16 protein-coding genes are annotated in these 23,939 nt (G+C 64.2%); 8 read left to right on the top strand and 8 right to left on the bottom strand.

Going from position 1 to position 23,939, the window contains the following annotated elements:
• Positions 1–228: 228 nt before the first annotated feature.
• The 5 genes from ADN01_RS05130 to ADN01_RS05110 all read right to left on the bottom strand — a co-directional run bounded on the left by ADN01_RS05130 (position 229) and on the right by ADN01_RS05110 (position 6,664).
• Positions 229–1,275, bottom strand: a complete 1,047-nt coding sequence (locus ADN01_RS05130; RefSeq protein WP_062419887.1) for a glycosyltransferase family 4 protein — start codon at positions 1,273–1,275, stop codon at positions 229–231.
• A complete protein-coding gene (gene wecB, locus ADN01_RS05125; RefSeq protein ID WP_169788114.1) occupies positions 1,272–2,393 on the bottom strand; it encodes a non-hydrolyzing UDP-N-acetylglucosamine 2-epimerase in 1,122 nt (373 codons plus the stop codon). Before wecB ends, ADN01_RS05130 begins: the two co-directional genes overlap by 4 nt.
• A gap of 16 nt (positions 2,394–2,409) precedes the next feature.
• On the bottom strand, positions 2,410–3,696 hold the full coding sequence (locus ADN01_RS05120) for a nucleotide sugar dehydrogenase (RefSeq protein ID WP_062419889.1): 1,287 nt from the start codon (positions 3,694–3,696) through the stop codon (positions 2,410–2,412).
• A 125-nt stretch (positions 3,697–3,821) separates the two neighbouring features.
• Positions 3,822–5,924 (bottom strand): ATP-binding protein, encoded by a 2,103-nt coding sequence (locus ADN01_RS05115; protein ID WP_062419890.1) that lies wholly within the window; start codon positions 5,922–5,924, stop codon positions 3,822–3,824.
• A complete protein-coding gene (locus ADN01_RS05110) occupies positions 5,921–6,664 on the bottom strand; it encodes a response regulator transcription factor (RefSeq protein ID WP_082142989.1) in 744 nt (247 codons plus the stop codon). Before ADN01_RS05110 ends, ADN01_RS05115 begins: the two co-directional genes overlap by 4 nt.
• Positions 6,665–6,871: 207 nt before the next feature.
• On the opposite strand from ADN01_RS05110, the gene ADN01_RS05105 reads away from it, so the two are divergent.
• From ADN01_RS05105 to ADN01_RS05075, 7 genes are all read left to right on the top strand, one after another.
• On the top strand, positions 6,872–8,494 hold the full coding sequence (locus ADN01_RS05105) for a DUF4153 domain-containing protein (RefSeq protein WP_062419892.1): 1,623 nt from the start codon (positions 6,872–6,874) through the stop codon (positions 8,492–8,494).
• Between the two features lie 114 nt (positions 8,495–8,608).
• Complete coding sequence (locus ADN01_RS05100; RefSeq protein ID WP_201798269.1) at positions 8,609–9,532, top strand: glycyl-radical enzyme activating protein; 924 nt, start codon at positions 8,609–8,611, stop codon at positions 9,530–9,532.
• A 10-nt stretch (positions 9,533–9,542) separates the two neighbouring features.
• Complete coding sequence (gene hypD / locus ADN01_RS05095; RefSeq protein ID WP_062419902.1) at positions 9,543–11,906, top strand: trans-4-hydroxy-L-proline dehydratase; 2,364 nt, start codon at positions 9,543–9,545, stop codon at positions 11,904–11,906.
• A gap of 44 nt (positions 11,907–11,950) precedes the next feature.
• Positions 11,951–15,982 (top strand): preprotein translocase subunit SecA, encoded by a 4,032-nt coding sequence (locus ADN01_RS20250; protein ID WP_062419893.1) that lies wholly within the window; start codon positions 11,951–11,953, stop codon positions 15,980–15,982.
• Positions 15,983–16,140: 158 nt separating this feature from the next.
• On the top strand, positions 16,141–17,370 hold the full coding sequence (locus ADN01_RS05085) for a 30S ribosomal protein S1 (RefSeq protein WP_062419894.1): 1,230 nt from the start codon (positions 16,141–16,143) through the stop codon (positions 17,368–17,370).
• Positions 17,371–17,435: 65 nt separating this feature from the next.
• Positions 17,436–18,533, top strand: coding sequence for a dipeptidase (locus ADN01_RS05080; RefSeq protein ID WP_062419895.1), 1,098 nt, complete (start codon positions 17,436–17,438; stop codon positions 18,531–18,533).
• A 2-nt stretch (positions 18,534–18,535) separates the two neighbouring features.
• A complete protein-coding gene (locus tag ADN01_RS05075) occupies positions 18,536–19,042 on the top strand; it encodes a hypothetical protein (RefSeq protein ID WP_062419896.1) in 507 nt (168 codons plus the stop codon).
• Positions 19,043–19,045: 3 nt separating this feature from the next.
• On the opposite strand, the gene ADN01_RS05070 is transcribed toward ADN01_RS05075, so the two are convergent.
• Both ADN01_RS05070 and ADN01_RS05065 read right to left on the bottom strand, forming a co-directional pair.
• Positions 19,046–19,564 (bottom strand): phosphoribosyltransferase, encoded by a 519-nt coding sequence (locus ADN01_RS05070; protein ID WP_062419897.1) that lies wholly within the window; start codon positions 19,562–19,564, stop codon positions 19,046–19,048.
• A 173-nt stretch (positions 19,565–19,737) separates the two neighbouring features.
• Positions 19,738–20,874: a hypothetical protein gene (locus ADN01_RS05065; RefSeq protein WP_062419898.1), complete on the bottom strand. Its 1,137-nt coding sequence runs from the start codon at positions 20,872–20,874 to the stop codon at positions 19,738–19,740.
• 225 nt (positions 20,875–21,099) lie between these two features.
• Here ADN01_RS05065 and ADN01_RS05060 point away from each other — a divergent pair, with 225 nt between their 5' ends.
• Positions 21,100–22,368, top strand: coding sequence for an alkaline phosphatase family protein (locus ADN01_RS05060; RefSeq protein WP_062419899.1), 1,269 nt, complete (start codon positions 21,100–21,102; stop codon positions 22,366–22,368).
• Positions 22,369–22,439: 71 nt separating this feature from the next.
• On the opposite strand, the gene ADN01_RS05055 is transcribed toward ADN01_RS05060, so the two are convergent.
• Entirely contained in the window at positions 22,440–23,876 is a 1,437-nt protein-coding gene (locus tag ADN01_RS05055; protein WP_062419900.1) for a polymer-forming cytoskeletal protein, read from the bottom strand.
• Positions 23,877–23,939: the final 63 nt, after the last annotated feature.

Here is a 23,939-nt window from a genome sequence, read left to right as displayed (position 1 = left end):
ACCAGTTATGATAAAGGAGGTCGGTCGGCATTGGTTTACTCCGTTTCTAAAATGCTTCCGGAAAACCTATTTTAGTGGAGATCTGGTGCCGATCAACTATTCTTTTGTTAAAGTGTCAGGTGGCTAGAAATATTATACATCCAGATTTAAAAAGTCAAGCGTTCAGCGCCGCCCCTCTCCCCAGGGGGGGAGAGGCCGGGTGAGGGGCCCGGGTGAAGGGGCCTGCCCTCACCTCTCCGGTGCCAGCACCCGCAAATACGCATCCAGCATATGCTCCACATCAAACAGGCCCTCCGCGCGGCGGCGGGCCTCAGCGCGGAAGCGCGGCTGGTCCGCCAGAATCTCCATCGCAGCCCGCGCCAGAGTGGGCACATCCGGTTTTTCCAGGTTCCAATAATTGCTGCCGTAGGGCGTCACCCTCCCGCAGTCGCCCTCAATCAGCTCCGGCAAGGCCCCCGTGGCAAAGGCGGCCACCGGCAAGCCGCAGGCCAGGGCCTCCACCACCGCGTTGGGGCAGGCGGCGTTTAAATCCGCGGAAAACAGCAGATGCGCCGAGCGGTCCATGGCTGGGATCTGGCCGCGGGCGGCCTGACCGGCCCAATCCAGGATCCCCCCAGACTGGCGCTCAAACTGCTCGCGGGTGAGCGCATCCACCTCGCCCACCACCTGCAGGCGCACGCCGCGCGGCGTCAGCCGGTCCATCTCCTGGGCCAGCGCCACCGCGTTGCTCAGCCCCTCCACGTTCCCGGCGCCAATGCGCCCCTCCACCAGCAGCAGACGGTAATGGCTGCTGGGGCGGGTGTTGCCGCCGATGGGCGAAAACTCGCGCAGATCCACGCCGTTATACACCACGCTGCCGCGGGCGCGCACCTTGCCGTACACTGTCTGCCACCAGCCGCGGGCGAACTCGGATTGGTAAATGATGTGATCCGCCAAATTGCGCCGGATCCAGGACAGCAGCCAGTTGGAGCGCTCGGCGCGCAGGTAAGCCCCCCAGGGGGTGCGCCGCTTGCGGTGCATCCAGTTCATGCCGTTCAGGCGCTGCACCACGCGCACCCCGCGCTGGCGGGCGCGCCACACATCCCACAGCTGGGTCGTGCCGCCGATGATCAAAATGGCGGTGACGGCCGGGTCGCGCGGTTCGTGCGTCACGGGGATGCCGCGGCGCTGCAGGCCCGCCTGAAAGCGCGCAAAAAAGGAAGCCGGGCCGCCGCCCGATTCGCTCAGGCGCGGCAAGACACAGATGTAGGGTGAGCGGCTGGGGACGTTTTTCAAGCCGCGTCCTCCAACAACGCCTGCACAATGCGCTCCGCCGCGTGCCCATCCCCAAAGGGGTTAGGGGCGCTGGCCATAGCCTCATACGCCGCCGGGTCGCGCAGCAGCCGCCCGGCCTCGCGCACAATGCGTTCCTCGTCCGCCCCCACCAGCTTCAGCACCCCGGCCGCCACGCCTTCGGGGCGCTCGGTCACCTCGCGCAGCACCAGGGTGGGCACTTTGAGGGCGGTGGCCTCCTCCTGAATGCCGCCCGAATCGGTCAGCACCAGGGCGGCGCGCCGCTGCAAATGCACCAGTGGCAAATATTCCAGAGGCGGCAGCAGGGTCACATGGGGCGTGCTGCCCAGAATACGGCGCACAGGCTCTTGAATGTGCGGGTTGAGGTGCACGGGGTAGATCCACTCCACCTCACCGGCAAACTCAGCCGCCAGGCGGGCCAGCGCGCGGCAAATGGCCTCAATCGGCTCGCCAAAATTCTCGCGGCGGTGGGCCGTCACCAGCCCCAATCGCCGCCCGCCCTCCTGAATGCCCAACGCCTGCAGGAGGTGATACACCTCCGGCGGGGCGGGCATCTCCGCGATCTGGTGCAGGGCGTCAATCACCGGGTTGCCGGTCACGCGGATGCGCGCATCCGGCACGCCCTCGCGCAGCAGGTTCTGGCGGCTGTTCTCGGTGGGCGCAAAGTGCAGGTCAGCCACCACCCCCGCCGTGCGGCGGTTGATCTCTTCGGGGAAGGGCTGCCATTTATCGCCGGTGCGCAGACCGGCTTCGATGTGCCCCACGCGGATGCGGCGGTAAAACGCAGCCAGGGCCGCGCACAGCACCGTGGTGGTGTCGCCCTGAACCAGCACCCAATCCGGGCGCATCTTTTCCAGCACAGGGTCCAGGTGGGTGAAGATCTGCGCGCTCAACTGCGCCAGGCTTTGATCCGGGCGCATCAAATTCAGGTCCAGGTCGGGGTGAATCTCAAACAGATCCAGCACCTGATCCAGCATCTCGCGGTGCTGGGCGGTCACCAGGACTTTCGAATCAATCCCCGCGGTGTGGGCCAGGCGCTGCACAATCGGCGCCATCTTCACCGCTTCGGGGCGGGTGCCAAAAATGGAAAGAACGCGCAGTGGTTTCATGCCCGCCTCACGCCGAGCGGCTGCCCACGCCCAGGCGCAGCAGGGTAAAGCCCGCCGCGGCCCAGGCCTCCGGCGCCCAACTGCCGGTGGCATCCAGCGCCACGCGCGCGGGGGTCAGAGCGGACAGCGCCTGCGGCGAAAGCCGCTTCAGTTCGGCGTGCCCCACCAACAGCAGCACCGCCTCAGCATCCGCCACGGCTTGTTCCAGGGTGGTGCAGGTGGTCAGACCGGGCACTTGCGCATCCGGCTTAAACGGCTCAAACGCGCGCACCTCGGCCCCTTCCTTCACCAGCAGATGCCCCAGCTCAATCGCCGGGCTTTCGCGCAGATCGTCCACATCCGGTTTAAAGGACAGGCCCAGCAGCGCCACGCGTCGGCCTTTCAGCTCCGCACCCAGCGCCCGCCGCACCAAATCCAGCACGAAATGCGGCTGGGCGTCGTTCACCACGCGCGCGCTGCGGATCACCTGGGTCAAATCGGGGGCGGCTTCCACCAGGAACCAGGGGTCCACGCTGATGCAGTGCCCGCCCACGCCCGGCCCCGGCCGCAGGATGTTGACGCGCGGGTGCAGATTGGCGATGGAGATGGCTTCCCACACGTCCACGCCAAAGCGGTCGGCCAGGCGCGCAAATTCGTTGGCCACGGCGATATTCACATCGCGGTAGGTGTTTTCCATCAGCTTGACCATCTCAGCCGTGGTGGAGGTGGTCAGAATGATCTCGCCGCGCACGAAGGTCTGGTACAGCTCGCGCCCGGCCTCGGCCGAGGCCGCGTCCACGCCGCCGATGACGCGCGCGTTTTCAATCAGCTCGCGCAGAATCTGCCCGGGCAGCACGCGTTCGGGTGAATAGGCCAGGTGAAAATCCACGCCGGCTTTCAGCCCGGAGCGTTCCAGGATGGGCGCCACCAAATCCAGGGTGGTGCGCGGCGGCGAAGTGGATTCCAGCACCACCAGGTTGCCGCGGCGCAGGTGCGGCACGATGGCCTCGGTGGCTGAAGCCACGGCGCGCATATCCGCGCGCTTGTCGTCGTAGAAGGGGGTGGGTACGGCGATGATGAAAGCATCCGCTGCTTCGGGCTGGCGGGAAATTTTGAGGCGCCCCGACTGAAAAGCCTCTTCCACCAGGGTCTGCAAACCCAGCTCATAAATATGAAGCTGGCCGTGCTGCAAACTGGTGACCACCTGCTCGTTCACGTCCACGCCCACCACGTTCATCCCGTGGGTGGCAAACGTGCTGGCAGTGGGCAGGCCGATGTAACCTAACCCTAGAACGCAAATCTTCTGAAAAGACATAGAGTCTCCTTGCTCATTCCCCGCCAGGAGAATCCCAAAAAGCGCGCGGGTGTATGAGGGGTGGGAATGCGGTTTGAAGGGTTATTATCCCATAAGGCGGGCAAATTGGGGAGAAGCCGCGGCCCTCAGGCGCTGCGCAGGGTCACGCGCGTGAAGGCGTCCGGCTGGCTTTCGACGCTCAGCGAGCCGCCCATGAGGGCCATCAGCGTGGTGTGCAGCGACAGGCCCTGCCCGGCCCCCTCAGAGTTCGCGCTCCCCGCCCCCAACCCCACGCCGTCATCTTCAATCACCAGCTGCAAGCCGCCCTCCGGCAAAGTCTCGGCCCGCACCCACAGGTGCAGCGGACGATCCCCGCGGGCATGGCGCGCCGCGTTGCGGGCGGCCTCGCGCGCGGCAAAATACAGCGTCTCGGCCGTCTGCGCCGGCAGTTTGGCCGCCGCCTCCGCCGCCGCGGGCGTTTCCTCCCAATGCAGGCCGTCAAAGCCGTCGGCCAGTTCCTGATCCAGCGTCTCGCGCAGCGCGCCCAACAGCCCCAGTTGGTTCAGCCGTTGGGTGGGCGCGGCCGGTAGATCGCGCAGCAAATCGGAGATTTTGCGGTGCACGCCGGTGAGGGCCTGCAGGGCCTCGGGCGGAGCGCTGCCCCATTGGAGCATGGCGGTGTGCAGCACCGGCAGCACCTCATCATGCAGCGAGCGGCGCAGGCGCTGATCCGCGGTCTGCTGGGCGGCGCGCTGCGCCCGCTGCAAACCCGCCAGGCGGCGGGCCATCTCGCCGGAGGCCTGCAAATCCAGCAGGCGCTCGCCGCTGGCGCGGGCGATCTCGATCTCTTCCTGGGTATAAAAACCGCCGTCGGCCTTGGCCCCCAAGAACAGCACCCCAATCCAGCCGCGCTCGCTCCACAGCGGCACTGCCGCCACCAAACCGTCCTCGGTGGGCGGCTCCAGCGGCACAATCATCACCTCAGGCCCGGCCTGTTTGCGCAGCGTCTCCAGATCCGGCAGGCTCAGGCGCACCCCCGGCGGGAAAGTGCGCGGCGCGCCCACCAGCGCAGACAGCGCACCCGCCGGAACCAAAGCTGCCAGGCGCGTGCCCAACACATCGCGGCACAGCGCCTCCAGCGGGAACTGCAAATCCACCGCGGTGGTGGGCAGCCCCGGCTCCAGCAGCTGATCGTACAGGCGCTGACTGGCCACAAAGGGGCGCAGTTGGCGGATGGTGGCCTCACGCTCGGCGAAGGAGCGCCAGGTGAGCAGGGCGTAGAAAGCAATGGCCAGCAGCAGGGCCAGCACGGGCGCGTAGATGCGCGGCAGCACCAGGCTGTGCGCCCCCGCCACCACCACGCTGGAACCCGCCGCCAGCAGCACCGCGTTGCGGTAATAACGGCGCAGGCCCAGGCGCGGCAGGGCTTTACCGGTAAAAATCTCATACGCCACCGCCGCCCGCCCCAAAAGCAGCACCGCCAGGCCGATCATGCCCGCGATGCACGCATCCAGAAAGGTCACCGGCCAGGTCAGGCGCACATACGCTTCAGAAGAATAGGCCGTACGGCTTTGGGCGCTGAAGTAAATCCACAGCAGCGCCGCCACCACCAGCACGCTCACCCCCAGCAGCAGCAGCGTGGCGCTCACCAGCCAGGGGCGCGCACGGCGGCGGGCCTGCTCACCGGAGGGACGCGAGGTAGGTCCCGGGCGCAGCAAGGCGTCCAGCGAAAGCAGCATGCAGGTCAAAATGTACACCGGGAAGGCGGCGATCACCAGCGGCATGCCGCCCACCATCAAAAAGCTGTGCAAGTCCAGGTAGATCACCTGAAAGAAAGAAGGCAGCGGCGCCCCCAACACCAGCAAGCCCATCAGGCCCGAAGACAGCCCCAGGCAAAACAAAAACCCCACGCGCTGCCGCCGCCGCAGCGGGTTTTCGCCCTTCTCCCAAAAGCCCGCGTACCATAAAATCACCACATACCAGGCCAGGGGCGAAAGCACCAGCAAAAACCAGCCCACCCGCCACCACAAATCCAGCCAGGCGTTCAAAGGGGTCAGGCTCTGCCCCAAAATGAGGGAGTGGATGGCAAAAAAACCCCCGCCAAACAGCGACCCCGCCCCCGCCAAAATCACCCCCAGACTGCGCGAATCGCTGGTCAGCAGCAGGGTGATCCCCAGCCAGACCAGCAGGAGCATGTTAAACAGCGACAGGCTCAGGGCGGCCCAATCCAGCCAAAAGAGGGTGCTCATGCCGCCCCTTTCCAGGGCACCCAGGCCCCGCGCTCATCCAGCGCGCGCGGGGTGCCGTCCGCGTCCCAGCGCAGCAGCACGCCGGTGTGGTAAATGATGGCCGCCCGCGTGCGCGCCACTTTTTCGTCCGTGCTGCTCTCGTCCAGGCCCCAGGCAGCGTAGATCTGGCCGTTGGTGCGGCTGATGGTGCGCTTGTCACGGAAACCCAGCTGCGCGGCGATCTGCTCGTTGGTCAGCCCCTGGGCAATCAGGCGCGCCACCATCTGCTCATTCGGCTCCAGCAAATCCATGGGTGCGTTTTCGTCCTTGTGCCGCACCTCCTGCACGCGCACCTCAATTTCGGGGTCAATAAAGCTGCGCCCCGCGGCGGCGTCCTGCAGCAGGGGCACAATCAGCGCGGGCAGCAGATAATTGGACTTGCGCACATAGGCGTAATGGCTCAAAATGCCGCTGCGGCGAAAATCGCGATAATAGGCGTCGTCATCCTGAATGGAATAAAACACCACCGGCAGGCGCGGAAATTCGCGCCGCACGGCCACCGCCGCCTGAATGCCGTTCATCTCCCCCGCCAGCTGCACATCCATCAGGACTCCCTGCGGCCCCTGCGCCAGGCACAAAGCCAGGGCTTCTTCCCCGCTGGCGCAGTCGCCCACCACCGCCACCGCGCCGGTGGCGTTCAGCCCCGCCACCAGGGCCGGGCGCAGGTTGGGGTTATCCTCTACCACCACGATTTTCAGCATAAACCGTCCTCTCAGCCGGTGATCTACTCTGATTAAACCATACTTTCACCATGCTAACCCCTCTGAGTCCGCCCCCGCAAGCACCTGAGTGCGTCCAATTGCGCGCTCAGAGGGTGGTGGGATTTTCACCCTGGGGGTATCCTCAAGGTGAATTCCGCTCGGGTCTCACCGGCGGTCATCTTGCAGCGCAGAAAGGAACGCTCCTCTATGGATCTCGTCAAAAATCGCACCCGTCTGGGCATCGTCGCCCTGGCCCTGGGCTGGCTGGCGGATGTCCTCTTCTTTCGTCAAAGTCTGGGGATCAACTTTCCCCTCTTCACCCTGCTCACCATCGCCGCGGGGGCCTGGATCCTGTATGCTGAGGGCGCACGTCCGGCCTGGGGCCGCAGCCTGATCCTGGCCGGGGCGGCGCTGGTCTTTGCCTTCATCCCCTTCGTGCGCCAGGAACCGCTGACCATTTTCCTATCGCTGGTGTTCTGCATGGTCTTGCTGGTGGGTCTGGCCCTCACCGCCCGCGGCGGGCAGTGGCCGCGGTTCAGCCTCTCGGATTGGGTGCTGGGGTTCTTTCAACTGCTCCTGGGGGCCGTCACCGGCGGCGGCCGTCTGTTTTTGGTCAGCCGTGAAAAGACCCTGGCCGAAGGGGAACCCGCCCCATCCAGCACGCGCAAACTGCTGTGGGGGCTGCTGCGCGGGTTGGTGCTGGCCTTCCCGGTGGTGCTGGTGCTGGGGCTGCTGCTTTCCGCCGCGGATCCCATCTTCTCCAAGCGCCTGACCGACGCCCTCAGTTTTTTGGACCCCAAACGCTGGCCGGAATACATCCTGCGCCTGTTCCTCATTCTGGGCATCGCCTATGAGCTGGCCGGGGTCTTCCTGTTTGGCATCGAAAAAAGCGGCAAGCGCAAGCTCATCGGCGAAGACGGCCCCTGGCTCAAGCCCTTCTTGGGCTGGGTGGAAGCCGCGGTCATCCTCACCGGCGTGGTGGTGCTGTTCAGCTTCTTTGTGATCATCCAGTTCCAATATTTCTTCGGCGGTCAGGCCAACATCAACCTGGAAGGCTACACTTATTCCGAATACGCCCGGCGCGGCTTTGGCGAACTGGTGTGGGTGGCCGTGCTCAGCCTGATGCTGTATTTGGGATTGAGTACCATCACCCAGCGCAAATCCCGCTTTGCCAGCGTCTCGTTTTCGGCCCTGGGGGTGCTGCTGGTCTTTTTGGTGGGGGTCATGCTCATCTCGGCCTTCCAGCGCCTGCTGCTGTATGAAAGCGTTTACGGCTTCACCCGCCTGCGCACCTACACCCACATCTTTATGATCTGGCTGGGCGTTTTGCTGGCCCTCACCGCGGCCCTGGAATTTACCCAGCTGCTGCGCGGCTTTGGCCTGGCGCTGCTGTTCGCTGGCCTGGGCTTTGCCCTCACCCTGGCGGTCGTCAACGTGGACGCCCACATCGCCCGCCAAAACGCCGCCCGCGCCCTGCAGGGGGCGCAGCTCGACCGTTATTATCTATCCGACCTGTCGTCCGACGCCGCCCCCGCCCTGGTGCAGCTGTTTGAAAGCAGCCCCGCCGGAGACGCGCGCGACCAGATGGGCGCTGAGCTGGCCTGCCGCATCGTCAAAGAGGCCCACCCCTTCACCGACCCTGATGAAGTGCTGCGCTGGGCGGATTGGCCCTCCTTCCACCTCAGCCCGGCCCTGGCCAAAACTGCCCTGGCCCGCGTGCAGCCCACCCTGGAGGCCGATTACCCCGTGAAAGCCAACGGCGAATACGATTGGCAGGTGCGCATCCGCGGCGAATGGCAGCCCTGCACCACCTACCGCTCGATGGATTAACCGCCCATTCTGAGTTTGCCCGCCCTCCCAGCGCAGACGAACGCCGTTGGGAGGGCTTTTTCGTCCCTGGGGCGGCATCTGTGCGGAATGTCCCAAGCGATGTAAAATCAAGCTATGATGGTTACCGCCGCGCCGCCCACTGGATGGATTTTTGACATTCGCCGCTATTCGCTGCACGACGGCCCCGGCATCCGCACCACCGTCTTCCTCAAGGGCTGCCCGCTGGACTGCTGGTGGTGTCACAACCCCGAAAGCCAATCCCCTCAGCCCGAAATCATCGTGCGCGAACACCTGTGCACCCAATGCGGCGAATGTGTGCGCGCCTGCCCGCAGGAGGCCGTCAGCATGACCCCCCAGGGGCCGCACACCGACCCCGCGCTCTGCACGCGCTGCGGCGAATGTGTGCCCTTCTGCGCCCCCGGCGCGCGCGAACAGGTGGGGCAGCCCTATACCCCTCAGGCCCTGGCGGATATATTGGCCAGAGACATCCCCTTTTTTGATCAATCCGGCGGCGGGGTCACGTTTTCGGGTGGGGAGCCGCTGCTGCAGGCCGAATTTTTGAGCGCGGCCCTGGCCGCCTGCAAACGCCTCGAGCTGCGCACCGCCGTGGATACCAGCGGGTTCGCCCCCTGGCAGCGTCTGGAAAGCATCGCCCCTCAGGTGGATCTGTTCCTGTACGATCTGAAAGTGCAGGATGAAGGCGCCCACCGGCGTTTTACCGGTGTATCGAACCAGCTCATTTTGGAAAACCTGCGCCGCCTCAACGACCGCGGCAGCCGCATCATTGTGCGCCTGCCGGTCATCCCCGGCCTCAACGACACCCCCGCCGAGGCGGCAGCCCTGGGCAGCCTCTGCCGCCAACTGGACGGCATCCAGCGGGTAGACCTGCTGCCCTACCACCACACCGCCGCCGCCAAATATCAGCGCCTGGGGCGCGAATACCGCCTGCCCGACACCCCTACCCCCAGCCCTGACCACCTGAACGCCCTCGCCCAACAGCTCCGCGCCTATGGAATCGCGGTACAGATCGGAGGATAAGCCCATGTCTATGAGTGAACGTGTCCGTCAGCTTCGCCAGCAAAGCCTGGAGGCCGTGCCCACCCTTTCGGCGGAGCGCGCCCAATTAATGACCCAGTTCTACGCCGACACCCAACGTCAGACCCTCTCCGCCCCCGTGCGGCGCGCCCAGGCTTTTGCTTACTTAATGGAACACAAGCACATCTGCATCCTGCCTGGCGAGCTGATCGTAGGTGAAAAAGGTCCCGCTCCCAAGGCCTCCCCCACCTACCCCGAACTGTGCTGCCACAGCCTGGAAGATCTGCACATCCTGGACAGCCGCGAGAAGATTCCCTTCAAGGTGGCCCCCGACGTGCTGGCAGCCTACGAGCAGGAGATCATCCCCTTCTGGGCGGGCAACTCCATGCGCGACCGCATTCTGGCCGAGATGCGCCCCGAATGGCTGGACGCCTACGAAGCCGGCATCTTCACCGAGTTCATGGAACAGCGCGCCCCCGGCCACACCGTGCTGGACGATAAGATTTATCACAAAGGCATGTTGGACTTCCAGCGTGAGATCCAAACCGCCCTGGAACAGCTGGATTACATCCACGACCCGCGCGCCTACGACCGTCAGGAAGAGCTGAAGGCCATGTCCATCTGCGCCGCGGCCCTCATCCGCTTTGCCGAGCGCCACGCTGAGCTGGCCGAAGCCCAGGCCGCCAGCGAAGCCGACCCCGCCCGCCGCACCGAGCTGCTGCGCATCGCCGCCGTCTGCCGCCAGGTGCCTGCCCAGGCCCCGCGCAATTTTTGGGAGGCTTTGCAGTACTACTGGTTCGTGCATCTGGGCGTGACCACCGAGCTGAACACCTGGGACGCTTTTTGCCCCGGGCGGCTAGATCAGCACCTGCTGCCCTTTTACCGCCAGGGGCTGGCCGAGGCCTCCCTCAGCCGCGACGAGGCCGAAGAGCTTTTGCAGTGCTTCTGGGTGAAGTTTAATAACCAGCCCGCCCCGCCCAAGGTGGGGGTGACCGCCGCCGAAAGCGGAACCTACACCGATTTTGCCCAGATCAACCTGGGCGGCCTGACCCCAGAGGGCGGCGACGGCTACAACGAGGTCAGCGAGCTGCTGCTGGACGTGATTGAGACCATGCGCCTGCTCCAGCCCAGCAGTTCCATCCAGGTCAGCAAGAAGAACCCCGACCGCTTCATCAAGCGCGCCGCCCGCATCATCCGCACCGGCTTTGGTCAGCCCTCGGTCTTCAACGCCGATCTGATCGTGCAGGAGCTGATGCGCGCGGGCAAATCCGTGCTGGATGCGCGCTGCGGCGGCTCCAGCGGCTGCGTGGAAGTGGGGGCCTTTGGCAAAGAAGCCTATATCCTCCACGGTTACTTCAACCTGGTCAAAATTTTGGAGATCACCCTGCACGACGGGGTAGATCCGCGCAGCGGTAAGCGTATCGGCCTGCCCACCGGCGACCCGCGCGGCTTTCAGCGCTTTGAAGATCTGCTGGACGCCTTTGAAAAGCAGCTGCTGCACTTTGTGGACATCAAAGTGCGCGGCAGCAACGTCATCGAGCGCCTCTATGCGCGCCTGCTGCCCGCGCCCTTCCTTTCGCTGCTGATCAACGACTGCATCGCCACCGGCCGCGACTATCACGAAGGCGGCGCGCGCTACAACACCTCCTATCTGCAAGGGGTGGGCATCGGCACCATCACCGACAGCCTGTCTGCCCTGCGCCGCCATGTGTTTGAACTGGGCACCTTCAGCATGGAGGAGATGCTCACCCTGCTGGCCACCAACTTCGCCGGGCGCGAACCCGCCCGCCAGATTTTGCTCAACCGTACCCCGCGCTACGGCAACGATGACCCGGCCGCCGACCAGATCATGGTGGAGGTCTTCGACCGCTTCTTCCACGCCGTGGAAGGCCGTCCCAACACCCGCGGCGGTGAATATCACATCAATATGCTGCCCACCACCTGCCATGTGTATTTTGGCTCGGTCACCGGCGCCACCCCCGACGGCCGCAGCGCCGGACAGCCGGTTTCGGAGGGCATTTCCCCCGTGCAGGGCGCCGACCGCAGCGGCCCCACCGCCGTGCTGCGCTCCGCCGCGCGCATGGATCACGTGCGCACCGGCGGCACCCTGCTCAACCAAAAATTCACCCCGGCCCTGCTGCAGGATGACACCGGTCTGGACGCCCTGGTGAACCTGGTGCGCACCTACTTCCGCCTGGACGGCCATCACATCCAGTTCAACGTGGTGGACGCTCGCACCCTGCGCGAGGCCAAGGCTCACCCCGAACTGCACCGCGATTTGATCGTGCGTGTGGCTGGTTATTCCGATTACTTCTGCGATTTATCCGAAGCCTTGCAGGATGAAATCATCGCCCGCACCGAACACGAAGCGTTTTAGCGCGTCGGGGAGTATGCTATAATCTCCCCCCAGAAAGGTGACCTATGCTCAAAAATTTCTTTCGCCGCCTGGGTGGGGACCCCCACAAACGCGAGATTCAAAAACTGATTGAAATCGTCAATCAAATCAACGCGCTCGAAGCCGAGTATGAGCGCAAGAGCGACGATGAACTGCACAGCCTGACCGCTCAGTTCCGCCAGCGCCTGAGCGCGGGGGAAACCCTGGATGATCTGCTGCCGGAAGCCTTTGCCGCCGTGCGCGAAGCCTCCAAACGCACGGTCGCCATGCGCCATTTTGACGTGCAGATGATCGGCGGCATCGTCCTCCACCGCGGCCAAATTGCTGAAATGCGCACCGGCGAAGGGAAAACCCTGGTGGCTACCCTGCCGCTGTACCTGAACGCCCTCACCGGCCGCGGCGTGCACCTCATCACCGTCAACGATTACCTCGCCCGCCTGCACGGCCGCTGGATGGCCCAGGTGTATCAGATGCTCGGCCTGAGCGTGGGCGTGCTGCAAATGGCCGCCCGCACCGATAACGGCCGTACGGCCTTCCTGGTGGATCTGGACAAGCGCTCGCCGCATGAAGATCAAGATCAGCTGCGCGTGGTCTCCCGCAAAGAAGCCTACGCCGCCGACATCACCTACGGCACCAACAGCGAATTTGGCTTCGACTACCTGCGCGACAACCTGACCATGAGCCTGGAAGAGCGCGTCCAGCGCGGGCACGCCTTCGCCATCGTGGACGAAGTGGACAACATCTTGATTGATGAAGCCCGCACCCCGCTGATCATCTCTGGCCCGGCCCAGGATGAAGCCGAATGGTACACCAAGATGGCGGTGGTGGTGCGCCAGCTTAACCCCGAAGATTACGAAATTAACGAAAAAGACCGCGCGGTTTCGTTGACCGAGGTGGGTGAAGCCCACGTGGAACAGATCATGGGCCTGGCCCTGCGCGACCCCGAACGCCCCGAAGACATCACCCCCGAACAGGCCCGCACCCTGGGTTATCTGGAACAGGCCCTGCGCGCCCAGTTCCTCTACAAGAAAAACAAGGATTATCTGGTGCAGTCGGGCAAGGTGGTGATTGTGGATGAATTCACCGGCCGTCTCATGCCGGGGCGACGCTGGTCCGAAGGGCTGCACCAGGCCGTGGAGGCCAAAGAGGGTGTCAAGGTGGAGCCGGAAAACGTCACCTACGCCACCATCACCCTGCAGAACTACTTCCGCATGTACGACAAGCTGGCCGGTATGACCGGTACGGCCCTCACCGAAGCGGAAGAATTCGCCAAGATCTACAAGCTGGAAGTCCTGCCCATCCCCACCAACCTGGATTACCAGACCATGACGGCCAAACCCACCCTGGTGGCGGTGGAAGCCAAGGACGAGCAAAACTACCGCTACACCTATTACGCCCGTACGGAAGACGAAAGCAAAAAGCCCCTTTTCTGGCGGCGCAAGGATTACCCCGATGTGGTTTACCGCACCGAGGAAGGCAAGCTGCGCGCCATTACGCAAGAGGTGCTGACCTATTACGTGTGGGGCCGCCCGCAGTTGGTGGGCACCACCTCGGTAGAACATTCTGAACGCCTCAGCGAACGCCTTTCCGCCGAGATGATCCGCCGCCTGGCCCAGGTGCTGCTCATCCGCCAGGCCTGGATGGACAAGAACAAAACCGACATGATCTCCCGCCCGGTGCCGGAGCTTCAGCCGCTGAACGGCAAGCTGGACGCGCTGGCCGTGGGCGATCTGCGGCCGGTGGCCCGCAGCCTGGAAATCACCCTGAACCCCGAAGACCCTGAGAATTTCCAGCGGCTGACGGAAATTCTCAACCTGGGCGGCGCCGATTCCGAGCGCCTGCTCAAGGCCCTGCAAGCCGGCATCCCCCACCAGGTACTCAACGCGCGCAAGCACGATGAGGAATCCATCATCATCGCCCGCGCGGGCGCGTTTGGGGCCGTCACCATCGCCACCAACATGGCCGGCCGCGGTGTGGATATCAAGCTAGGCGGCGAGCTGCCCGAAGAAATTCTGCGGGACGTCAACCGTGTGCTGACTCGCGGCGACGCCGACCCCTATAATTTGACCAACGCCCAGCGCCGCGCCCTGCTGCAAAACATGCCCCCCGAAGAGTACGGCATCTATGAGGAAGCCGTCCAGCAGTTCCTGGTGCACATGGACAATATGGAAAAAGTGCGCCAGTTGGGCGGCCTGCACGTCATCGGCTCGGAACGGCACGAATCCCGCCGCATTGACAACCAGCTGCGCGGGCGCGCCGCCCGTCAGGGCGACCCCGGCTCTTCGCGCTTCTACCTCTCGCTGGAAGATGACCTCATGCGCCTGTTCGGCGGTCAGCAGGTGGAAGCCCTGTGGAAGCGCATGTTCTCCGATGAGAATATGCCCATCGAGATGGGTTTGCTGGGCCGCATCGTGGAACAATCGCAGGAGCGGGTGGAAGGCGCCAATTTTGACGTGCGCAAGCACCTGCTGGAATACGACGATGTGCTCAACACCCAGCGCAAGCGCATTTACGCCCAGCGCGACCGCGTGTTCACCAAGGCCGACCTGAGCGAAGACATTTTGGACATGCTGCGCACCGAACTTCAGGGACGTATCCCCCAGGCGCTGAAAGACGAAGAAGGCCCCTGGAAGCTGCTGGCCTTCCTGGACGAGATCCAGCCGCCCTTCAGCCTGGACGCGGTCAGCTACCCCTCCTACGCCCTGCGCCTGCTGCTGGATGACGCCCGCCGCCCGCTGAGCAAAGATAACCTGACCCCGGCTGCCGCCCGCGAGGCCCTGATTGCCGTCGCCGGGCGCGCCCTGGAGGCCGAAGAGGAACACCAGACCCGCGCGGCGCAAAGCGTGTTGGAGCGCACCCGCGAGGCCCTGGAAAACCAACGCGATGAACGCATGGAAGCTCTGGATAACTTCTTCAGCAGCCTGGAAAACGCAGATGAGGACGAAATGCCCCAGCGCCGTCCCCAGGAACTGCTTCAGGAGGCCAGTGAGCTGGCGCGCATCCCCCTGCGCCTGAACAACGAACAGCTGCGCGGACTGGCCAACGGCGAGCGCGCCGTTCAGGACCTGATCCGCCAGCAGGTAGAAGACAGCCTGGTAGCCTTTGGCATCACCCGCCTGGTGGGGGCACTGGAACGCCGCCTGGAAGAAAGCCTGGGCTTCCGCCCGACCCAGTTCCAGGGCCAGACCTGGGATCAAATCGCCAATCAGGTGCTGCAAGCCGTGGAAGATGTCTTCACCCGCCGCCGCGAACGCCTGCTGGGGCCCAACGGACAGATCGCCCGCGACCTGGATGCGCTGCTCAGCCGTCTGACCTTAGATTTGGAAAACGATGCGCAGTGGCAGGATCTGCTGCTCTACACCGCCCAGGGACAGCGCCAGGGGTTTGACGCGCGCACCCACCGCCGCACCACCCAGCGCTTTAACCGCCTGAACTATGTGCATCTTTCCGCCCGCCTGCTGCAGGACGCCGATCCCAAAGAGGTCACCGAAGATGTGCTGGCGCACCTGGAAAAAGGTCTTGAAATCCTGCAGTGGATGCGCGGCATGAGCGCATGGACACATCTGGTGCAGAATCAGGCCAGTTTGCAGCAGTTGGATGAACGCTACCGCGGGCTGCTGCGCGAGGCATTGGGAGACGAACGCTACGAGGCCCTGGCGGCTCAGCCGGTGGAAACCTTCGGCGAAGGCGACCGCGACCTGGTCATCCAAACCCTCGGCAAGGGCATGCAGAACGAGGTCAACCGCGAGCTGCTGCTGCGCGTCATCTCAGATCAATGGGTGGACTACCTCACCCGCGTCGAGGCGCTGCGCGTCTCCATTGGGCTGGAAGCCTATGCCCAGCGCGACCCGCTGGTGCAGTACAAGAGCCGCGCCAGCGAAATGTTCCAGGCTTTGCTGGGGGATGTGCGCATGGGCGTGATCAGCCGCCTGTTCACCTTCCGCATGCGCCGCGAGGCACGCGTGGCCCTGGAAGATGAGCCTGCGCCCGAAGAAAACGCCCCCAGCGCGCCCGAAGCGGACGAAGCCGCCAAGAAAAAGAAACGCAAACGGCACTAATCCACCCCATGCGCTGTGAAGATAGACTCAGGTCAGCCCCCTCAAAAACGGCTGACCTGAGTTTTCGATAAACCCTTGACAAAATCATCAGGGTTGCCAAGAACGTTAATCCCCTTTATAATAAGGCTTAATCTATTTCTAAGCGGAGTACAATTCGTATGAATCAAAATGACGCCCAACTCGAGCAGGGGATGACGCCCGAGAACGAGAACAGCGAACATACCAACATGGCTTCCCTGCTCGAACAGGAAGGCCTGGGAATCGATTTCCCCCGTCAGGGTGAAATTCGCAAAGGTGTATTGGCTTCCATCAGCCCCGGCCAGATTCTGGTCAGCGTGGGCACGAAATCGGAAGGCATCATCACCGGCCGTGAATTCGATATGATCCCCCAGGAAGAACTGAAAGAGCTTCAGGTTGGCCAGGAAATTCCGGTTTTCGTCCTCAACCCTGAAGATCAAAATGGGAATCTTGTGCTGTCATACGTGCGTGCCCGCGAAGAAGTCGGCTGGCAAGAAGCAGAAGATTTGATGGCCTCCAAGGGATCGCACCACAGCTCCATCATCGGCTACAACAAGGGCGGTTTGATCGTGCCCCTGGGCGGCCTGCGCGGTTTTGTGCCCGCCTCCCAAATCAGCCTCTCCCGCCGCGCCAGCGTGTCGGGCGATACCCCCGACCAGAAGTGGAGCGAGATGGTAGGGCAGGAGATCGACGTGGTGGTCATCGAAGTGGACCGCGAACGCCGCCGCCTGATCCTTTCGGAACGCGCCGCCAGCAACGAGACCCGCGAATCCCTCAAGGAACGCGTAATTGACGAGCTGAAGGAAGGCGAAATCCGCACCGGCCGCGTCACCAGCCTGGCCGAATTTGGTGCCTTTGTCAACATCAGCGGCGCCGACGGCCTGGTGCACCTCTCCGAAATCTCCTGGGACCGCATTGCCCACCCCAGCGAAGTTTTGGAAGTCGGTCAGGAAGTCAAAGTCAAGGTCATCAGCATCGACCGCGAGAAGAAGCGCATCGGCCTGTCCATCCGCCAACTGCTCTCCGACCCGTGGATGCAGCGCACCACCAAGTACCAGCCCGGCCAGTTGGTTGAAGGCAAGATCACCCGCCTGACCAAGTTCGGCGCCTTCGCCCGCCTGGAAGAGGATCTGGAAGGCCTGATCCACATCTCCGAAATCAGCGAGAAGCGCATTGAGCACCCCAAGGAAGTTCTGAAAGAAGGGGATACCGTCACCCTGCGCGTGATCAAAGTGGATCCCGAAAACCACCGCATCGGCCTCAGCCTGCGGCGGGTCGACTCGATGGCCTACGCCGACATGGACTGGCAGACCCTCCTCGAAGACGAGGGCCTCACCAGCTCCGACGACTCGCAACCGGCTGCAGAGTAATCACCCCAAGCAAGACCGAGCGCACCGCAGCCGCGGTGCGCTCTTTTTCTCAGGACTTCCAACCCATGACCCTGATCATTGACAGCCACCAGGACCTGGCGTACAACGCCTTGACGTTCAACCGCGATTACCGCCGTTCCACCGCCGAAACCCGGCGTCTGGAGGCCGGTTCCCCCACCGTTCAGATCACCCAGGAAACCACCCTGGGCTGGCCCGAATATCAGCGCGCACAGGTGGCCGTCATCGTCGCCACCCTGTTCATCATGCCCCAAAAGTACGTGGGGGATCACACCTGGGATACGGAAGCCTACGCCACCACCCAGCAGGCCGACCGCCTGTACCGCAAGCAGATGGACTTCTACCGCCGCCTGAGCGACGAGAACCCCGACCAGTTCCGCCTGCTCACCAGCCGCGCCGCCCTGCAGGCCCATTTGGCCGAATGGGAGGCCGCCCCCGCCAGCGAGACCGTCTCGCACCCGGTGGGGCTGGTGATGTCGCTGGAAGGAGCCGAAGGTCTGCCTCACCCGCGCACCCTGGAAGAATATGCCGAGCTGGGCCTGCACCTGTTGGGGCCGGTCTGGTCGGGCATGCGCTTCTGCGGCGGCAGCTACGAACCCCAGGGCAGCTTTACCGCCGAGGGCTATGAACTGCTGGACGTGATGGCCGCGCTGAACTTCACCCTGGATGTGGCCCACATGAACGCCAAATCGGCCCTGCAGGCCGTTGACCGCTACCCCGGCACGGTCATTTGCAGCCACGCCAACGCCCGCGCCCTGCTGCGCGAAGGCACCGGCGAGCGCCACCTGACGGATGAAACCCTCCGCGCCCTGCTGGAGCGCGGCGCCGTGATCGGCGTGATGCCTTTCAACGGCTTCCTGCTGCCGGGTTGGAAGCCGGGCGACGACCGCTCTCTGGTGACGCTGGATACCCTGGCCGCCCACATTGACCACATCTGCCAGATGGTCGGAAACACGCAGCACGTGGGCATCGGCTCCGACTTTGACGGCGGATTCGGCTTCCCGGCCATTCCGCAGGAACTGAATACCATCGCCGACCTGCCCCTGCTGGGCGACAATTTGCGCAAGCGCGGCTATTCTGAAAGCGATATTGCCGCCATTTTCAGCGGCAACTGGCGGCGCATTCTGGAACGGAGTTTGCCCTAGCGATGAGCGACCCGGCCCAAACGCCCCCGTCTGATACCCCCGTCCCTGCGCAAACACCGCACCCCGATGACACCGGCCCGCTGACCTATTCCCGGCGGCGGGTGCAGTTTGGTTTGACCGTTACCCTGGTGGGATTCTTTATCTTCCTGGTGGGCGCCAGCCCCGGCATTTTTGGGTTCGACCGCAGCCCGGTGATCGGCTTTGTGCAGATCGCCGTGTTCCTGGTGGGCCTGGCGCTGATGTGCCTAGGCGGCTACACCAGCCTGATGGCCCTGTGGCGCAACCGCGCCCCCAGCATCTCGGTGGATTTTGGCGTGCGTCTGGTGAGCACCGGCTACGTCATCGCCGTGTTCGCGGGTATGGCGGATGTGTTTGGTTTTGGCTCGCACCCGCTGCCCGGCGTGCCCTTCTTCGGCGGCTGGCAGGCGCGCGGGGTGATCTTTGGCGAGATGATCATCGCCCTGGGCTTTTTGCTGCTCATCCCTTACCCCCCCAAGAAGCACTCTTAAGCCCTACTTTTGATCCCAATCCCCTAAGAGCACGCCTTCCTGCCCGCGGTGAATCTCCCACGGGTAGACCACATGCGCGTCGGTGATGGCGGCGAAATAATCGGGGCGGGCCGTGCCAAACAGGTTGCGGTAGGGGTTAAAGTGCAGCACGCAGGTTTTGGGAACCCCACCCGCGCTGGACACGCGGTTTTTCACCGCGGTGATGGTGCGCCCGGAGCCCCACACATCGTCCACTACCAACAGGCGCCGTCCGCGCAGCAGGCTTTCATCGGGAAACTGGATAAACTTCGGCCAGGCCATGAAGCGCGCCTTGTCCATTTGCTTTTCGGATTCCATCTCGAAGGGGAAATCTACCGCCGCGGTGAGCAGCGAAGAGATGTTCAGCGCCTCGGCCAGCAGCCCGCCTGGAATGACCCCGCCGCGGGTGATGATGATCATCGCGTCAAATTCGCCGTCAATTTGCGGGACCAGATGGTCAATCAAACCGTCCACATCGTTCCAGGTCAGTACTTCTCGCCGCATGTCCGCCGTCCTTCCTTAATCTCCAGCGCCCAGTCATCCGCTGCCAACTTTTGATCCAATAAGCCCCCCCTCGAAGATTAATTATAGCAGGTTCTCGGCGTGTGCCAATAAAATGGCCGCGCGGACGAGAAAAACCGCGCGGCCTCGATGGATTGAATTTTCGCAGCGGCGGCTCAGCGGCCGGGGTAGCCCGCCAGCTCCACCGCGTCAATCTCGTTCCAGCCCAGGCCCAGCACGGATTGATCCACGGTGATGCGCACCCCGCTCACCAGATACTCCGTCTTCCGCAGGCTGAGGCTCATCTCATCCGGGCAAAAATCCAAAGCCGCGGGGGTTTCGGTGAAAATGGTCTTGCGCTGGCCTTTGGTGTCAATCAGCTCCACCTTGACCACCTGGGAGGGGTTGTAGGTCTGGTGGATGATCACCTCGGTAGCGTACACCGGCACATCGTAATACACCTCCAGCCATTCCACCGAATCCATGCCCATCGAAGCCCAGGCGGTGGTCTGGTCGCCGCATTCGGCGGTGTCGGGCGCGCCCGCGGCCTGCATGGCGCTCCAGGCGGGGCTGCCAAATTCTGAGCTGGCCTTGGCCGAGCTGGCCCACTGGCGCATCAGCCCGGAGGAATCCACACGGGGTTCCTGGGCGGCCGGCCGGGTGGGGGCGGGTTCGGCGGGTTCTTCCGGCGCGGCGGGTTCGGCGGGAATTTCCAGCTCGCCCATCGCCTCCGGGTTGGCCTCAAAAAACTCCACCGAAGCCAGCACATCCTTAAAAATCGGCTCCAATTCGCCTTTCCAGCGATCTTTGGGAGCGATGCCCAGCATGGTGAACTGCTGCAAGGGCGTCACCATCACCACCACCATGCGCCCGGCGATGGTCTGACCGTTGTACTCCCCGCTGATCTCCGCGCTCAGCCCCTCCAGGCCGTCCACCTTGATCTTTTGGGCCTTACCCACCTGCATGCCCCCCGAATCGGCCTTGACCTTTTCCATCAGCTGCTCGTTGGTGCTCTCCTCGGTGTTCATCCCGCCCACCACCATCAGCCCTGGGCCAGCATCGGGGGTGGCGTCCGGCGCGGTCATGTTGAGGATGCCGATCGCCTCTTGAAAATTGTAGCCGGGGGCCTTGCGCAGCGAAAAGCCGCCCGCCTCGTTGCGGAATTCCTCGCCCAGCTCGCCCCCGCCGGACTGCACCTCAGCCGCTTCGCTGTTATTCTCCTCCACCTCTTTGGGCTTGGACCCAAAGCTGCACGCCAGCGTGACCGCCGCCAGCACCAACACCGCCCACAGAATCCGTCCCGTTCGCTTCATGTCTCTCTCCTCGCCTGGTATGCCTGACCGTACTCGCCAACCGCATCCCCACTCTGCACCAATATCCGCGCTGCCGGTAAACAGGGCGCCGCCCCGCCCAAAAAGCAAGCCAAATCCCCCGCTGAGAGAGCCTGTAATGCAATCATTATAACCAACTGCTCCCCAGAAACAAACCATTCTGGGGCTATAATGGGGCTATCTTAACCACGGAGAGAGCCTGCACCCATGCCCGCTGAACACCCCTTGTTAGCCCACCTGCTGAACCACCGCCCCGCCGGTTTAAGCCTGCCCGCCGAACTGGTCGTGCCGGATTACGCCGGATCCTCGCTGGCCAATCTGCCCGCCAGCATCTGCCGCTGTTTGGGGGTGGACCCGCTGGGTCAGCCGCTGCACCCCGCCTGGGAACAGGCCCTGGGGGGGCCCTACCAACAGGTGCTGCTCTTCGTGTTGGACGGCCTGGGCTGGGACTGGCTGCACCGCTATTGGGATGACAACCCCAGCGGCCCCTGGGATGACCTGCTGCGCGGCGGCACGCTGCTGCCCCTCACCAGCGTGGTGCCCAGCACCACCGCCACCGCCCTCACCAGCCTGTGGACGGGGGTTCCGGCGGCCAGCCACGGCCTGGCGGGCTACGAAATGTGGCTGAAAGAGTACGGAACCATCGCCAACATGATCAACTACGCCCCCGCCAACGCCCGCGGGGATGTGGGCGGGCTGCGCCGCTCCGGCTTCGTCCCCGAAGATTTTCTGCCTGTGCCCACCCTGGGGACGCACCTGGCCGCCCACGGGGTGACCGTCAGCGCCAGTTTGCCCCTCCCGATCGCCAATTCCAGCCTGTCGGCCATGCACCAGCCCAACGTGCACTCGCAGCCGGTGCGCACCCTCTCGGACCTGTGGGTCAGCCTGCCGCGCCGCCTGCAAGCCCCCGCCCCCAGCTACACCTACCTGTACTGGTCCACCCTGGACGAATTGAGCCACGTGTACGGACCTGAGGATGAGCGCGTGGCCCTGGAATTTGAGCTGTTCGGTTTGCAGCTCTGGCGCTTCCTCAACGAGCTGCGCCGAGCATCCCACGGCGAGACCCTCGTCCTGCTCAGCGCCGACCACGGCCTGATCGCCACCCCCAAAGACGAGCAGTACGACCTGCGCCGCCAGCCGGAGCTGCTGAACTGCCTGACCCTGCAGCCCACCTGCGAAAGCCGCCTGCCCGTGCTGCACCTGCGCCCCGGGCGTGAAGACGCCTTCCGGCGCATGGTGGAACGCGAATGGCCGGGGCAGTTCACCCTGCTGCCCTCCGCCCAGGCCCTGCAGAGCGGCCTGTTCGGGCCCCCGCCCTTCCACCCGGCCCTCGACAGCCGCCTGGGTGATTGCATCGCCGTGCCCCACGGGGCGGCCTATTGGTGGTGGGCCAATCGCGAAAATCACCTGCTGGGCCGGCACGGCGGCCTCTCGCGCGCCGAAATGCTCGTGCCCCTGGCCGCCTGGGTGGTTTAAATCTCAAGAATTAAAAAACCGCAGGCCGCTCCTCTTCGAGCGGCCTGCGGATGGTTGAACCGGGGGAAAGCTTACACGGCCTGAGCCGTCACCGGCACAGGGGACAGGCGCTGCTTGCGCCAGTTCTGATAGACCAGCACCAGCGCGCCCAGGCCCACCAGGGTGGCCGCCGCACCGATGACCCAGCCCAAGAAGGGGATGGCGCGCAGCAGGACGTAGATCACCACACCGGCGGTCATGGCCCAGTAGGGGCGGCCGCTGGCCAGGGGCGCCAGTTTGCCCATCACCCAATTGCCCACCAGGTAGGCCACCACCAGCTTGCTGCCGTAGCTGACCAGCAGGGTGAAGAGGGCAAACGCCACCGCCAGGCTGGAGAAGCCGATACCGAAGACGGTGCGGCTGAGCGCGCCCAGCGTGACCACGGCGAAGAAAATGCCCACCGCCAGGATGGCCAGCACCGCCAGACCCGCGCCCACATACCCCACCAGCCAGGTCAGCAGCCCATAGCCCGCCGCGTGGCCGGGTTTGGCCTGGGTCTGCTCCTCGCTGCCCGTCACCACGCGCGGCACAAACCGCACTGCCAGCAAGCCCAGCAGCAGCAGCGTCAGCAGGTTGCGCACCACGCCCAGCAGCCAGCGCAGGAAGGCGTTGAAGAAATTGGCTCCCGTGCGCGGAGCGTTTACCGGCGCGGCGGGTTCTTTTTGGTTGGGGACGGGCGTGCGGTAGACCACACCGCCCTGGGCCGCGGATTCAACCCCCGCCGCCGGCAGGCCGCTGGTGTAGGTCAGCTTGCCTCCGATTTCGGCTTTGGGGCCCATGCGCAGACCCGGCTGCAGCGCGGGGGGAAGCTGGGGCGCGCCCGGGTAGGCGAAATAGGGGCCCATCTGCGGCGCAGGGTCGCCGGCTTTGCTGTCGCCCAAATCCACCACCGCGTCCCCGCCGACCTTACCAGTCAGCTCCACCGCGGCCGCGGCGATGCCCACGTTCATGGCCACATCCCCGGCCAGTTTCGTCTGATAGGCGGCGCTGTACACGCTGCGCCCCACCGTGGAATTTGGAGCCGCTTCCAGGGCGTAGCCGCCGTAATACAGGTTGCGCGCAATGGCTGCGCCTTCCCCCACGGCCAACGTGGCGCTGCCCACGGCCACGCTGCCTCCAACCTTTCCATGCACCTCCACACTGGCGGCGCCGCCAAACAGGTTGCCGTCCACCACGGCCTCCTCCGAAACGACGACGCGGTTGCCAAAGGCGAACACGTCCCCGTTGACGGTGCCGTTGATGGTGATGGTGTTGCCGCTGGCCACCAGCATACCCTTGACCGTGCCGTCCATGCGCACCGCGTCACCGCTGAGGAAGACGTCGTCATCCACCACCTCGCCGGCCTCAATCACGCCGTCGGGGTCCATCACCGCCGCCTGCACGGGGCGGGCGCTGCCAAAGGCCAGCGTCACCACCAGCGCAGCGATAAAAGCCAGGTTAAACCAAAGGGGTCGAGCTATTTTAGACATGGGAATCTCTCCTGAAGATCACAATGAAAACCTGTACTACATACGAAAAATCCACGCAGAAGT

Source organism: Levilinea saccharolytica (assembly GCF_001306035.1).
In the GTDB taxonomy this organism is placed as follows: domain Bacteria; phylum Chloroflexota; class Anaerolineae; order Anaerolineales; family Anaerolineaceae; genus Levilinea; species Levilinea saccharolytica.
Note: the sequence above shows the minus strand (reverse complement) of the source record. Positions and strands in the feature narration are given on the sequence as shown.